Below are 14658 nucleotides of genomic sequence, written 5' to 3' on the forward strand. Positions count from 1 at the left end.
CCTAAAGCCTTCGCTCACCCATGCAGAACATCATCATCGAGAAGCCCTACCAGTTTGTGCCTCCCCATCGGGGCACCTGGTGGCCTGCTATCATTCAGCGATTCAACCTTTACGGAATCTACCTTCGCAAATACGAAGGAGTAGCTTCGTACGAGGTTCGCTATCCAGAGCGTTTGAAGGAATCGCTCGATGCGGGGCATGGGGTTTTGCTGGCTCCTAATCATTCCCGCGTGTCCGATCCGCTGGTGCTCGGTTTTCTGGCGCGCGAAGTCGATTGCAACCTTTACTCGATGGCCAGTTGGCATCTTTTCAACCAAGGTTGGCTGAAGGCTTGGGCGATCCATATCATGGGTGGCTTCAGCGTTTATCGGGAAGGGACCGATCGAAAGTCGATCGCCACGGCCATCGATGTGATGGTCGAAGCCGATCGCCCACTGGTTCTTTTTCCGGAAGGCTCGACCACCCGCACGAACGATCACCTGCACTCGCTTCTGGACGGAGTTGCATTCATCGCTCGGTCGGCCGCCAAGCGTCGCGAGAAGGAAGGGCGCGGGGCAACCGTTATCCATCCCATCGGCATCAAGTATCATTTTCAGGGTGATATTGAAGCGACGCTGAAACCTGTGCTTCACGAACTCGAGTTTCGCCTGGGTTGGCGGACTCTGGAAGAGCTTCCGTTGCTGGAGCGGATTGAACGCATTGGCGAGGGGCTCTTTTGCCTGGAAGAGATTCGCTACTTCGGGCATCCTCGCAATCCGGTCGAAATGAAAGCCCGGACCCGCGAACTGATCGATCAAATCCTGCACCCTCTCGAACGCGAGTGGCTACAGGAGCCGGGCGAAGGCAATGTGTTGCCGCGCATCAAAGCACTACGCTCGCGAATGCTGCCGGACATGATCGCAGGTAAAGTCTCTGCGGAAGAACGTGCCCGCCGCTGGATGCAGTTGGAAGATATTTACGTTGCCCAGCAGATCTCGTGCTACGTCGCCAACTACGTTCGCGATTACCCCAGCATCGACCGCCTTTTGGAAACGGTCGAACGTTACGAGGAAGACCTGAAAGATGTCACCACTCACCATGGCATGCTGCACGTCGTGATCGAGGTCGATCACCCGATTGCGGTGGGTACCGAACGTCGGCCCAAAGCAGAAGAAGACCCCCTGATGGTCGAACTCCGTAAGCGGCTTCAAACGATGCTCACAAGCCTTGGTCAAGAATCGAAGCTGTACACTCCCGCATAAATTGCTGGCGTTCTGCCATGCCCCCTCTTAAGATGGGATCGCCAATCCATCTCTGGTAAATTGCACTTGGGGGCTGCCATGATTCAGACGATGCCACTGTCGGAACTTCAGCATGGACAACATGCCGACTTCTTCGCTCAGTTGTTCAAGAAGGAACGTGGTCTTACCCGGCAGGGTCGCCCTTACTATTCGCTCGAATTTCGGGATGCCCGCCGCAACGTAGCGGCCGTGATCTGGGAAGGATCGCCACACGAACTTCCCTGCCGCGACCAATGGACCGTGGGTCGTTTCTACAAAATTCGTGGCCGCTTCAGCGAAACGACCCTCGGCGGCAAGATCGAGATCTCGATGCTTCGCGAAGTCGGTGATGATGACCATGAAGCAGGCTTCGATCCCCTCCTCTGCCAGCCCGTTTCCGCCGACGACCCACAAGAGTTGTTTGACGAACTGCTGAACGTCATCGATCAGGAAATCACAATCCCGGATCTCCATCAGCTTGTGACGACCATTTATCAAACGCATCGAGAGCGGCTCGCGGGAATGCCGGGGGCCATGCGACACCATCATGCCTATGCTGGCGGGTTTCTCGAGCATGTTTACAGCGTGACGCGAAATGTTTTGTATTTGCTCAACACTTATCGTGGACTGCATGCCTCGTTGCGGGATACTTTGACGCGCGAACTGGCGATCGCCGGTGCCTTACTCCACGATATCGGCAAGCTGTGGGAACTGGACGAAGAGGTCGCCAACACGGCGTATACGATCCCTGGCGAACTGATCGGGCACATCCTGCTCGGCCGTGATCTGGTGCGCGACACGGCACGCGAATTGGAAGTCGATGGCCCTTGGCTCGTACGGCTTGAACACCTGGTCGTCAGCCATCAAGGTGGCCCTGATCATGGAAGCCCGAAATCTCCGATGACCTGGGAAGCCAACCTGGTTTATTGGGCCGATCAACTTGACGGAAACATGTTTCGGCTGGCCGCGGCGATGGAGCAGGAGGGAGACCAAGGTTCCTTTTTGCCACGAAGGAACCCTTTCGGGCGACGTGTCTTTCGGGGGGAATTGCCGGCAGAACCGGAAACATCGGCATAATTCCACCAGATTTTCCGCAACCTGATTCGCCAGTCACAGAACGTGGTCTACGTTTACTTGACCCATCCAATGGATGGTTAGCACTCGAAAGAATTGTGCAGCAAGGCCACGTAGATGTTTCTGCTTCTCATACTGATGATCGCAGCGAATCTGTTAATCGGATTCTGCGCCGCCGTGCGCGTCCGGCAACTGATTCAAAATCAGCCGGCGATCGTCACCATCGAGAATGCCGAGATCTTCTTGAGCGAACTCGATAACGAACCGCAGCCTGTGTCACGAACGGACGGAAGCAGTTCGACGCAAAAGCTACCGCCGCCCGAAGAAGTTATTCCTTATGAATATCTGGCCGTGCTGCAAGCAGAATCGGTCGAAGCGAACGGTCTGGTTGAAGCAACCGCCCAGGTCTTGCGTCTGGAAATCGGACGTTACCGGGCCCGCATGATTGAAATTGAAAACAAGCTGCGCGAGACCTGGTATCAGCCAACCGAAGATGCCCTACACGACATCGCCGACGAAGTGGACATGGTGAATGTCGATTGGCTCGATAAGCAGGCCGAAGCGGCTCAGCATCTAGATGGATCGCAGGGAGGCCTCGGCTCTTACTCGGATGTCGGTCGCCGCTTGTGCGATACGCTGTTCGAGCAAACAGCTCAGATCGAAACGACCCTCAGCAACTTGCAGCAACTCGATTTCGAGAACAACCTTTCCGATACGTGCCGCAAGCTGATCCTGGAAATCGGACGCCTGATCGATCTGGCCCACGACCTGCGTGACAAGATGACCGAAACCATCGTCACCGTGCTTCGCGCTGAAAAGCGCCTGGCAACGATCGACCATGGCATGAAGGTCGACGCGCTGACCGGGCTCTACAACCGTACCGGCATCGAATGCAAACTGTTCGAGTGGTGGCGAGACGACATCCGCCGCGAGCGTGCCTTAAGCATCGCGATTGTCGACATCGATGCGTTCCGCCGATTGAACGAACGGCTCGGAACAGAAGTGGGCGATTTGATCATTGCCTCGGTTGGCAAGTACATTTCCGAACTAATCCGCACCAATCGCGGCTTCGAGTTCGCGATGCGACTGGAAGGCCAACGTTTCCTGTTGTTCTTTGGCGACGTCGGTCCGCGCGGGGCAACGAGTGCCGTCGAACGGATTCGCCAGACGATCAACGGTACCGCGTTCGAGTTCGATGGCGAAGAGCTAGAGCTGCGTTTGAGTGCCGGCGTGACTGAAGCCAAACCGAACGACAGCGTGCCGAAGCTTTTCAGCCGAGCGATGACCGCTCTACGAACGGCGAAGAAGAATGGCCGCAACCGCACCTTCATCGACGAAGGCAGCGGACCTCAACCAATCGATCCGCCTGAGTATTCGGTGCGCGCGAAGGTGGTTCACGTCGCTCAACACTAAGGCGTGCGACGAGCGACCAGGTAGCGATCGTGGCGTGCCAGGTCTTTCCCGATAGAAATCTGCTCGTAGTTGCCGGTCTCTTCGGCGATCTTGGCAACCCTCTGGGCAATCATCGGACTGAACTCCAGCAGCATCCACCCGCCAGTCTTCAGATAGTCGGCTCCTTCTTCCAGGATCCGGCGTAGCACTGCCGCTCCCTCTTCCGGTGCAAACAGCGCCAGATGCGGTTCGTGAGCAATGACCTGGGCGTCCATCATCGCGCGTTCCGATTCCGCGACATACGGCGGATTACTGACGATGAAATCGAACTTCTCGCCATCCGGCACCGCGGCAAAGAGATCTCCTTCGGCGAACTCAATGCGATCGTCAACCTTGTGCTTGGTGGCGTTACGCTGGGCGACTACCAGGGCCTTGCCGCTGATGTCAGTCGCCAGGCAGGTAACCCTCGGTGCGTGCTTGGCAATCGAGACGGCAATAATCCCGCTGCCGGTTCCCAGTTCCAACAAACGCAGCGATTCGCCTGAGCGTCCCTTGATGCGATCGAGTGTCTCGATAACGAGGTGCTCGGTCTCGGGACGAGGGATCAAGACATCAGGCGTCACCTCGAACGCCATCGAGTAAAACTCGCTGTCCCCTAACAGGTAGGCAACCGGAATGCCGGCAGCCCGCTGCTTGACCAGTTCGCGGAACTTGGCCCGGTTGTCTTCGTCGACCGTTTCTTCAAACCGGGTATAGAGCTGAATCTTCTGGCAGTTGAGCGCATGGCATAAGAGCAACTGCGCTTCGAGGCGAGCCTCTTCACTCCCTTTCGAGGTGAGATAGTCTGTTGTCCAGTTTAACAGACGGCCAATCGTCCATGGTTCGGCAGTCGACATTGGGGGCTCTTTCACCAAAAGGGGAAAGCAAGGGACTGCGCGGCTTAGTCGAGGTCTCCCATCGAGCCACGCAGTTCTTCGCGGTCGTGATCGATCAAAGCGTCGATCACCGGTTGCAACTGACCAGCCATCACTTGATCGAGCTTGTACAGCGTCAGGTTGATGCGATGGTCGGTGATGCGATTTTCAGGAAAATTATAGGTGCGGATGCGCTGGCTACGGTCGCCAGAACCGACCAAACTCTTGCGATGGTCCGCACGCTCTTTCGCTTCTCGTGCGCGCTGGGCATCGTACAACTTGGTCTTGAGCAGACGCAAAGCACGATCGAAGTTCTTGTGCTGGCTACGTTCTTCACAGCACTGCACGATGATGCCGGTCTCTTGATGGATCAGACGGACGGCCGATGCCGTCTTGTTGACGTGCTGACCGCCAGGACCGCTACTGGCTGCGTAACGCTCGACGGTGAAGTCGGCGTCGTTCAGCTCGAATTCGACTTCTTCTGGTTCCGGCATCACAGCGACGGTGGCAGCCGAAGTGTGAACGCGGCCCTTGGTTTCCGTCTCCGGAACACGTTGCACGCGGTGACCGCCACTTTCGTACTGCATTTCCCGGTAAACGCCTTCGCCAGCAACCGAGATGATCGCTTCCTTGAACCCGCCCAGTTCGGTCGGATTCGATTCCATGATCTCGTACTTCCAGCCTTTGCTTTCCGCGTAGCGTTTGTACATTTCGTACAAGTCGCGAGCAAACAAAGCAGCTTCGTCGCCACCTGTACCACCACGAATTTCGAGCACGATCTTGTCGCGGTTGGCGTCTTCGCCACCGATGGTCATGTCCAGCAAGTCGTGCCAGACTTTCTCACGCTTCGCCTTCAATTCGATCAGGTCGGCTTCGGCCAGTTCGGCCATCTCGGCGTCGTCGCCGTCGATCATCTCGCGCGCGTCTTCGATTTCGCCCACGATGTTCTTGAACGTGCGATAGCGACCGGCAAGACGTGCCAACGAACCATGTTCGCGTGCCACGTTGGCCATCATCGACGAATTAGACAACACGTCGGGGTCGCTCATCTGCTTTTCGAGGAACTCGAACCGAGCGAGCTTTTCTTCCAAGATGTCGCGCATGAGAAGCGTCTTCCTGAGGTTGGCCTGACCAAAGAAGTAAACGCGTCAGGCCGTTGAATGTGAGATTCTACGAAAACACGCGAGCCCTCAGCAGAGGATTCTCGCGTGCAAGTGACATTCAGATTGGAAGAAGCTACTTCTTCTTTTTCTTTGCCAAGCTGGCGTAATTGCCGGCAAACTTGTTCTTGAACTTTTCGATACGACCACCCGAGTCGACGAAACGTTCCTTGCCGGAGTAGAACGGATGGCAAACATTGCAAACGTCGACCACGATTTCCTTGCGGGTACTTCGCGTGGTGAACGAGTTGCCACAGCCGCACTTAATCACGGCTTCCTGATATTTGGGGTGGATTTTTTCTTTCATGACCTTCGCTCCGTGGCAAGTTCGCGGACGAGCCCTTCGCTAGTCCGTTCCCCTGATGTGCTGGAAAACCTACGATTATAGCGCTCGGTGACAAGGGAGACAATCGCAGATAGGTCCCCACGGGGCGATTCGCCCCCAGATACCTGCCACCGCCGTGACCACGAAATCACGCTGTGGGTCTGATAAAGCCTCAAACCATTGTGATTGTTGCACTTACCTCGCGATCAAAATTGGCTTCCAGCAACGCCTCGGGAAGGTAATTTCTGGGGCAGAGCAGCGAATCTGCCTGCGTCCCTATGCCGTCGAGAGGTCACCCGGTCCCGATTGGCCTGCGGGAATTCACTTTTGGGGGCGTGTTACCATGGGTAGCCATTTCCGGTAGATTAAGCAGTTTAGTCCCTTAGATTTAAGACAATTCAGGCCTGACGACGCATGGCGATTGATAAATCGGGTACCCGAGTTCGGCAGATGTTCTCGGAGATTGCGGGCAACTACGACCGCATGAACCACCTGCTTTCGATGAACATCGATAAGTACTGGCGCTGGCGAACCGTGAAGATCGTCCCGCCGACCGGCGATAGCCCCATTCTGGATTGCTGCACCGGGACCGGCGACCTGGCACTGGCCTATTGGAAAGCCGCTGGCGGCAAGGTTCAAATCGAAGCCACCGACTTCTGCCCCGAGATGCTGGAAGTGGGCGAGATGAAGAAAGAGAAACTTGGCATCAACGGCCAGGTTCGTTTCCAGGAAGCCGATACTCAGCAGCTTCCTTTCGAGAACGATACCTTCCAGATCGTGTCGGTCGCCTTCGGTCTGCGAAATGTGGCCGACACCGATGCCGGGCTCCAAGAGATGACACGCGTCTGCCGCCCTGGCGGAAAGGTCGCGGTGCTCGAGTTCTCGCAGCCGCGTTGGCAGCCGTTCCGAGGTGTATACCAGTTCTACTTTAAGAACATCTTGCCACGCGTCGGCCAGGCATTGGCTCAGAACAAGCAAGACGCCTACAAGTATCTGCCTGACAGCGTGGGCGAATTTCCGCATGGCGAAGCACTCGCCGTGAAGATGCGTTCGGCCGGGCTGAAAGATGTGTTCTTCAAGCCTTTCACCTTCGGCGTGGCCACACTTTACGTGGGGACAAAATGAGCTTGCCAGTCGTCGTGGCAATCACCGGAGCCAGCGGAGCGGTCTATGCCCGTCGACTGCTGAACGTGCTGTACCATAGCGGTCACGACGTGCAGCTTTCGATCAGCCAATCGGGGCAAACGGTCTTCCAGCAAGAGTTGGGCATTCGGCTTGAACTCGATAGCTTCGACCCGACCACGCTCGTAACCGACAGCATCCCCGCCGACGATCTGCGTCTGACCGAGACCGCCAGACAGAACCAGGCCACGAAGCCAGGCACGCTTCGCTATTACCATTTCGGCAACTTCATGTCCCCGATGGCGAGTGGTTCGGCACGCTCGGCGGGCATGGTGGTTTGTCCATGTTCCGGCGGCACCCTGGCAGGCATCGTGCATGGCAACTGCACCAACTTGATCCAACGAGCTGCGGAAGTTCACCTGAAAGAACGCCGCAAACTCATTCTGGTCCCCCGAGAAACACCGATTTCGCTCGGCTACATCGACAACCTCCGCAAAGCGGCTGAAGCGGGGGCGGTCGTCATGCCTGCCATGCCGGGCTGGTACCACGGAGTCGAATCGCTGGACGACTTGATCGACTTTATGGTGGCACGGATCCTGGACCAACTCGAAATTCCACACGCCTTGATGCAACGCTGGGGAGAAGATGCCTGAGCGACTTCGCCATATCCTGGAAATGATCCGGTTCAGCCACACCGTCTTCGCCATGCCTTTCGCGCTGTTGGCGACGATCATGGCTTGGGCGATTCCAGCACCGGCAGGGGAAACGGTTCAGTTGACCTGGCAGGCCCTGCTGGGGATTTTGCTGTGCATGGTCTTTGCCCGAAGCGCGGCGATGGCGTTCAATCGTCTGGTCGATCGCCGAATCGATGCCGAGAACCCGCGAACCGCCACGCGGCATATCCCGGCCGGACTGCTCTCAGTTCAGAGCGTGGTTCTGTTCACGTTGGTCTGCAGCATCGTCTTTGTCGCCTCGACACTGCTGTTCTGGCCGAACTGGCTGCCGCTGGCGTTGTCGGTCCCAGTGCTCGCCTTTTTATGCGGTTACAGCTATACGAAACGCTTCACCGCTTTCGCCCACTATTGGCTGGGCATTTCGTTGATGTTGGCCCCCATTTGTGCGTGGGTCGCTATTCGGGGCGAGATTGTCCTGAAACATCCCACCGACATCCTTCCAGCGGCAGCGCTCGGCCTGGGTGTCCTCTTCTGGGTGGCTGGTTTCGACATCATATATGCCTGCCAGGATGCCGATTTCGATCGCGACGCCAAGCTGCGAAGCGTGCCTGCTAAGTTCGGTGTTCCAGGTGCTTTACGTATCGCTGCGGTCAGTCATCTTCTGGCGGTGCTGGCGTTTGCCACCCTGCCGTTGGCGGCACCTCAGTTGGGTTTGATTTATTGGCTGGGGTTGGCGACCGTTGCTGCGTTGCTGGTGTACGAACACCTGCTAGTTCGCCCGAGCGACCTCTCGAAAGTAAATCTCGCGTTCTTCCATGTGAACACGGTGATTGGTGTGGGAGTGCTTCTTTTCACGAGCATCGACCTGCTTTGGAACTGACCCGCCTTGCAGCGAATGGGGCAAACGGCGACCATAGCAGTTACGAATCACCCGTTTAACGCGGTTAAGAAGCCAGACAAAACGTTCCCTCTCAAATTTGGATCAAGCGACCTGAAATGATTCGAGCTGACAAAATTTCGTTGGATACCATCGGCAAGAAGGTCGAGAACGGCGAACGTTTGAACCTGGACGAAGGCGTCTTCCTCTATCGCGACGACGTTCCACTGAACGAAGTGGGCGAGTTGGCCAACATGGTTCGCGAGCGGAAGAACGGCAACTTCGGCTACTACAATATCAACACCCACCTCAACCCGACCAACATCTGCGTCTATCGCTGCAACTTCTGTGCTTTCCGCGCTGACCTTCGCGATCCGCGCGGGTACGTGATGAGCGACGAACAGATCCTCGCTCGCGGTCAGGAAGCGGTCGACAACGGTTGCACCGAGATGCACATCGTCGGCGGCCTTCATCACCAGAAGAAGTTTGACTGGTACGTCAACATGGTGAAGATCTTGCACGATGCCTTCCCGAAGCTGCACCTGAAGGCTTGGACCGCCGTTGAAATCAACTGGTTCGAGTTCCTGACGAAGAAGTCGGTTCGCGAAGTGCTTGAAGTCCTCCGCGACGCAGGCCTCGGCAGCATGCCAGGTGGCGGTGCCGAAATTTTCCATCGTGAAGTCCGCGATCAGATCTGCGAACACAAGGCCGACACCGGCAAGTGGCACGAGATCCATCGCACCGCTCATGAAATGGGAATCAAGACGAACGCCACGATGCTGTATGGGCACATCGAAAACGCCTATCACCGCATCGACCACCTGATTCGTCTGCGGGAAACTCAGGACATCTCAGGCGGCTTCCAGACGTTCATTCCACTCGCCTTCCATCCAGATAACACCGAACTGGCTGAACTCAAGAAGCTGAAGAAGCCTTCGGTCATAATGGATCTGCGAACGATGGCGGTCTCGCGTTTGATGCTGGACAACTTCCCGCACATCAAGGCTTACTGGATCATGCTCGGTATCGGCACCGCTCAAACGGCGTTGTCGTACGGTGCGGACGATATCGACGGTACCGTTCGTCACGAGTTGATTTACCACGATGCCGGTGCGACCACGCCTGAAGTGATGTCGGTCGAAGACATCAAGCGTTTGATCACTGAAGCAGGCCGCGAACCGGTCGAACGCGACACGGTTTACAATCGCGTCGAACGCAACCCCGACAACATGTCGGAGTGGACCACCGGCGAAGCAGTCGAAGTTCACTAAGCCGCGAAAGGCCCGGTCTTCATGTCGGATCACGATCCATTCAACGAACCTGAAACGGCTCATGTTCGTGCCCGAAAGTTGATGACCGAAGAGTTCTTCTGGGACTGCGTCGATGAACAAGCCCCCTTCGGCAGCGACGAAGGGTCGGACGCCTATTACGAGTGGCGTGATTGGCGTGAAGAAAATCCAGACCAGCCCCTGACGGCTTGTCTGGATTGGATCTTGGATGGTCAGTCCGAGCAGTACGACGCTTCGCTCCATAGTGACGAGCGAATCGCCCAGGACCTGGCCGATCCCTCTTCGGCATTTCTGGCCGACCACTGGGATATCGATACGCTCGACATCACCATCCTCGCCACCTCACTCGGACAATTACTCGACGAAGGGACAATCGATGCGGATGCCAAACCGTTAGCGATCGTCGCTATCGAACGTCAACTGCGACGATCTTCAGATCCACGTCGACAACAAATCTTGAACGCAGCCCGGCGCGTCGTCGACAACGCCTAGGGCTGCAAAATATTTCGCTGGCCCGCGGAAATCAGACGATGCCGCCTCGGAAGGTTGACTTCCTCGCTCGCGGGAAGTGACAATACTCCGTGCAACGCGACCGATCGCACCTCTTCGTGGATTGTCATGGGCCTGGTACTGCAACTGCTCTTCTGGCTGGCGATGATTTTCTTCCTGCTCGCTTTCAAAGTGGGCGAGGCCTTCGTTCGCGCGGCCCTGGCTACGGCGATGTTCCTGAAAGAGATCGGTTCGCTTGGTTTCTCGAAAGCAGAACTTCGTTATCGCGAGTCGCTGCAGGAAGCATTCCAGCGTCCATGGAATGATTCGACTCGGGCCGTTCGGCAATCGCCGATATTCTTTCTCGTTCCGCTGGTCCTCATCCTGACGTTTGCCGTCACCTTTATCGGCTGGCGCGTTGCCGATGATTGGCAGAAGAGCAAGATCGCCAGCACCAAGGCGCAGATCGAACGGATCGCGGACGAAGCGTTGGCTGATGTGGTTGCCGAAACCGAAGAGATCCAGCCGGGGAAACTAGCGGAGACCGATGCCTGGAAACATCACCTCGTATTGCAACGATCCGATGTGCTTAATGGAACCAAGCTCGTCGTGCTTTCATTCGGCCCCGATGGCAAACCAGGAAGTCACGACGACCTAACGACGACGCGGTTCCATAAGAAGGAACTGAAAGAAATCGCCGGCGATCTGGCAGGCCGCAGCAAAGATGCCATCAAATCGAAGTGGAACAAACTGCTGGGCAAGGAAGAAGAGCCTGTCGAACCAGAAGAAGCACCGGCCGAGAACGCCGTGATTTTGAATCTGGGGGAAGACGACTCGAAACCGACAATCAGCTTGAAGCTGAAATTTGGTAGTTCCCAAACCAAAGATGACTAACTCAAATTCATTTAAACGCCCATGCTTCTGATCAACGCCTACTGCACGCATCGCAATCCACCGGAACCTAACTTTCCCCACGAGTTGCACTCGCGACGCGATCGCAGCGATGCAGAACTTGCCGAGCACCTGAACGGCTTCGTCGGTTACGTCATGCAGAACGGCCAGCGTGAAATGACGCAGGTTCTGTATCACGTCTATCGCCATATCGAGCGTGTCCAGCATCAGTTCAGCCTGACGATCGATCAGGACGACTTCGAGAAGTTCGCTTACTGGGCCGAAGAGGCGAACGCGATCTTGTTCATGCCAGATGGTTCAATTTGCGATGCCATGGGATATACGCTTGTCGATCCGGCCGATGGAAGTTGCGACGAGGAAGCTCAACTCCCCTTCCCTCCGGATGCTCGCCAGCGAAAAGAAGCTACGGAACAACAATTGGCCACACTCGGAATTCCGACGCTGCCATCGTTGCCTCCGGTTGTGGGTGAGTGTGAAGTCCAACTGCGATCGGCCGAAGAGGTTGCCCGCCGAACGCTTAGCTTATTGGTCGTTGCCATCCGGGCCGAAATGCTTGCCGAGAAACAGCCGGTCCCGCAAGAAGAAATGCGGCGACGTCTGCCGCTCGCCTTCGAATCGCTGACGCCGGACGAAACCACGTTCATGCAGACCGACATGCCGGACCAGCAATCGGTGATGAACTTCGTGTGGCGTTACGAAGCGTTGTTTTTGCTGCAGTGGGCATTGGGGCACTTCGACACCCTCCCCTTCCCGGAAGAGATCTGCGATGTTCCGGCAGTCGTGCGCGATATTCTCGATCGCGATGCGGCTGAGATGATCGCCACCGCGAAGCTGCGTCCCGCTGCGGAAATTCTGGAAGCAGTCGATCTTCATTTGCGACTTCACTGGGCAACGACCGAAATCCGGCAGCGTAAGCAGAAGCCGCCTTCCAATATCAACACCAGCGTTCTGATCGAGCGGCGACATGCCTTGAACTGGCTGATCTGCTTCGAGGATGCCGACTGGGATGACGTTTCGATCCCCACGTAAAAGCGTACCGGCCTGGCGTCTAGCCAAGGTCGCCAATGTCGAGCGACTTTCCGTAGCGGGTCAGCACCATCCGCTGCAACTTTTCCCACTTGGCACCTGCCAGGTTCGGATCGGTGTCGGTGATCGAGAACGCATCGGCGCGGGCCTTCGCCAACAGTTCGCCATCACGCTGCAAATCAGCGATTCGCAGCGGCGGCATGCCATGCTGTTTCCAACCGAAAAGATCGCCCGGCCCGCGAAGCTTGAAGTCGACTTCCGCCAACTCGAATCCATCGGTCGTGCCGGCAAACGCTTCGAGTCGTTCACGCGAAGCATCGGTCGTCGGATTAGCGAACACACACAAGTAGCCAGGATGCTTGCCGCGGCTGATTCGACCACGAAGCTGATGCAACTGCGCCAGACCGAAACGTTCGCCACTTTCGATCGTCATCATGACGGCGTTGGGTACGTCGACCCCCACTTCGACCACGGTCGTGGCGATCAGCACGTCGATCTCGTGATTAGCGAACCGCTGCATGACGGCATCTTTCTCGGCCGGTGGCATACGACCATGCAGCATCTCCAAGCGAAATTCTTCGAGCTCGCCGTTGGCCAGATGTTCGAGCAACTGCTCGACACCACCGATCGTATCTTCACGCTGCGTTTCATCAACCAGCGGAGCAATGACGTAGCCTTGGCGGCCTTCGCGTAGCTTCTTGCGATAGAAGTGCCACCACTTCTCGCGCTGCTCGTCGTCGCCGATGTAGGTGTTGATCGTCTGTCGACCGGGCGGAGCTTTGCGAATTGTCGAGATGTCGAGGTCGCCGAACATTCCCAGGGCGACCGTTCGCGGAATCGGCGTCGCGGTCATCACGAGGTAATGCGGATCGTTGCCGGCACTTCGCAGGGCGGCTCGCTGCCGAACGCCAAACTTGTGCTGCTCGTCGATGATCACCAGGCCCAGCTTCTGGAAGTTGATTTCGGTCGCGATAATCGCCTGGGTGCCGATCAGCAGATCGATCTCGCCCCGGGCCACTTCTTGTAGCAGTTGTTCTCGCTGCTTTTCGGTTAACGAACCGGTCAGCACGCCAATACGCACCTTGGCATGGCTTAGCAGCTTCGTGAGCGTTCGCGCATGCTGCCGAGCCAACACTTCCGTCGGTGCCATCAGAGCCGCTTGCGACTTCGCCGCGACCGCGGCCAACATCGCATAGACCGAGACCATCGTCTTGCCGGTACCGACGTCCCCTTGCAGCAGGCGATTCATCGGAATCGTTCGCCCGAGATCGTGACAGATTTCGTGAATAGCCTGGTTCTGATCTTCCGTCAATTCAAACGGAAGCAACCGGCGAATTCGTTCGTCGATCCGGAAGTCGACCGGGATCGGTATGGCACTCTTACGTTCATTCAGTTGATGCTTGCGAAGCGACATCGCCAACTGCAGCACCAGAAGCTCCTGATAGATGAACCGCTTGCGAGCTGCCTCCATGTCTTCCCGGGTCTCAGGGCGATGGATCTTGTTGAGAGCGTCGTGAATCGTCAGCAGGCCATGCTGCTGCAGAAATGATTCCGGGAGGACTTCTTCCAGATCTTCACCGTGCGAATCGAGGGCGGCGTGCACCATCTTCCGCATCATTCCCTGCCGCACTCCTTCGGTCAGTGGATAGACCGGTAGCAGCTTGCCACCTTCCGGCCGTTCGCCCGGCTCGATGATATCGACCACCGGGTGAGCCATCTCCCAGCGATTGCCTTGATGGCGTGGCTTGCCAGAGACAATCACATGCTGACCGGCGTTGAAACGCTTTCGCATGAACGGCTGGTTGAACCAAACGCCTCGCAAATAAGCCTGGTTGTCGCGAACGAGAATCCCCAGGATCGATCGACCTGGGCCGGTTCCCCGAAAGTCGACATCTTCGATCACGCCGGCAATCGACGCAGGCTCGTCCTCGATCAGATCGTCGACCGAGACCAACTCGCGCAGGTCTTGATAGTCGCGAGGAAAGAAGAAGATCAGATCGAGCGCCGTGTAGAGTTGAAGCTTGGCCAGCTTCTCGGCACGTTGCGGCCCAACACCTTTCAGAAACTGCACCGGCGTTCGCAAACGCTGCAGCGGTGTCGAATCGCGGCGATCGGACATGGCGACCTCAGTCTGGTGGGACGGCA

Annotated in this window: 14 protein-coding genes; 10 read left to right on the plus strand and 4 right to left on the minus strand. The window is 56.8% G+C overall.

Annotated elements, in window-relative coordinates:
* Window positions 1–20: 20 nt before the first annotated feature.
* From AB1L30_RS16870 to AB1L30_RS16880, 3 genes are all read left to right on the plus strand, one after another.
* The gene (locus AB1L30_RS16870) at window positions 21–1241 is read left to right on the plus strand and encodes a 1-acyl-sn-glycerol-3-phosphate acyltransferase (RefSeq protein ID WP_367014578.1); all 1221 of its coding nucleotides are present in this window, start codon (window positions 21–23) and stop codon (window positions 1239–1241) included.
* Between the two features lie 78 nt (window positions 1242–1319).
* Window positions 1320–2336, plus strand: coding sequence for an HD domain-containing protein (locus AB1L30_RS16875; protein ID WP_367014579.1), 1017 nt, complete (start codon window positions 1320–1322; stop codon window positions 2334–2336).
* 114 nt (window positions 2337–2450) lie between these two features.
* Window positions 2451–3746, plus strand: a complete 1296-nt coding sequence (locus tag AB1L30_RS16880) for a GGDEF domain-containing protein (RefSeq protein WP_367014580.1) — start codon at window positions 2451–2453, stop codon at window positions 3744–3746.
* Here AB1L30_RS16880 and prmC read toward each other — a convergent pair.
* The 3 genes from prmC to rpmE all read right to left on the minus strand — a co-directional run bounded on the left by prmC (window position 3743) and on the right by rpmE (window position 6106).
* Complete coding sequence (gene prmC / locus AB1L30_RS16885) at window positions 3743–4621, minus strand: peptide chain release factor N(5)-glutamine methyltransferase (RefSeq protein ID WP_367014581.1); 879 nt, start codon at window positions 4619–4621, stop codon at window positions 3743–3745. The genes AB1L30_RS16880 and prmC overlap by 4 nt on opposite strands.
* Before the next feature lie 44 nt (window positions 4622–4665).
* Window positions 4666–5742 (minus strand): peptide chain release factor 1, encoded by a 1077-nt coding sequence (gene prfA, locus AB1L30_RS16890; RefSeq protein WP_367014582.1) that lies wholly within the window; start codon window positions 5740–5742, stop codon window positions 4666–4668.
* 133 nt (window positions 5743–5875) lie between these two features.
* Window positions 5876–6106, minus strand: a complete 231-nt coding sequence (gene rpmE / locus AB1L30_RS16895) for a 50S ribosomal protein L31 (protein WP_345086761.1) — start codon at window positions 6104–6106, stop codon at window positions 5876–5878.
* Between the two features lie 468 nt (window positions 6107–6574).
* On the opposite strand from rpmE, the gene ubiE reads away from it, so the two are divergent.
* The 7 genes from ubiE to AB1L30_RS16930 all read left to right on the plus strand — a co-directional run bounded on the left by ubiE (window position 6575) and on the right by AB1L30_RS16930 (window position 12516).
* The gene (gene ubiE / locus AB1L30_RS16900) at window positions 6575–7249 is read left to right on the plus strand and encodes a bifunctional demethylmenaquinone methyltransferase/2-methoxy-6-polyprenyl-1,4-benzoquinol methylase UbiE (RefSeq protein ID WP_367014583.1); all 675 of its coding nucleotides are present in this window, start codon (window positions 6575–6577) and stop codon (window positions 7247–7249) included.
* Window positions 7246–7899, plus strand: a complete 654-nt coding sequence (locus tag AB1L30_RS16905) for a flavin prenyltransferase UbiX (RefSeq protein WP_367014584.1) — start codon at window positions 7246–7248, stop codon at window positions 7897–7899. The genes ubiE and AB1L30_RS16905 overlap by 4 nt, the downstream gene beginning before the upstream one ends.
* Complete coding sequence (locus tag AB1L30_RS16910) at window positions 7892–8800, plus strand: UbiA-like polyprenyltransferase (protein ID WP_367014585.1); 909 nt, start codon at window positions 7892–7894, stop codon at window positions 8798–8800. Before AB1L30_RS16905 ends, AB1L30_RS16910 begins: the two co-directional genes overlap by 8 nt.
* Before the next feature lie 116 nt (window positions 8801–8916).
* Window positions 8917–10068: an aminofutalosine synthase MqnE gene (mqnE, locus tag AB1L30_RS16915; RefSeq protein WP_367014586.1), complete on the plus strand. Its 1152-nt coding sequence runs from the start codon at window positions 8917–8919 to the stop codon at window positions 10066–10068.
* A gap of 21 nt (window positions 10069–10089) precedes the next feature.
* Window positions 10090–10578: a molybdate metabolism regulator gene (locus AB1L30_RS16920; RefSeq protein WP_367014587.1), complete on the plus strand. Its 489-nt coding sequence runs from the start codon at window positions 10090–10092 to the stop codon at window positions 10576–10578.
* 54 nt (window positions 10579–10632) lie between these two features.
* The gene (locus tag AB1L30_RS16925; protein ID WP_367014588.1) at window positions 10633–11469 is read left to right on the plus strand and encodes a hypothetical protein; all 837 of its coding nucleotides are present in this window, start codon (window positions 10633–10635) and stop codon (window positions 11467–11469) included.
* A 21-nt stretch (window positions 11470–11490) separates the two neighbouring features.
* Window positions 11491–12516: a DUF4272 domain-containing protein gene (locus AB1L30_RS16930; RefSeq protein ID WP_367014589.1), complete on the plus strand. Its 1026-nt coding sequence runs from the start codon at window positions 11491–11493 to the stop codon at window positions 12514–12516.
* A 19-nt stretch (window positions 12517–12535) separates the two neighbouring features.
* Here AB1L30_RS16930 and recG read toward each other — a convergent pair whose 3' ends face one another.
* Window positions 12536–14632 (minus strand): ATP-dependent DNA helicase RecG, encoded by a 2097-nt coding sequence (recG, locus tag AB1L30_RS16935; RefSeq protein ID WP_367014590.1) that lies wholly within the window; start codon window positions 14630–14632, stop codon window positions 12536–12538.
* Between the last annotated feature and the right edge of the window lie 26 nt (window positions 14633–14658).

Source organism: Bremerella sp. JC817 (assembly GCF_040718835.1).
GTDB lineage: Bacteria > Planctomycetota > Planctomycetia > Pirellulales > Pirellulaceae > Bremerella.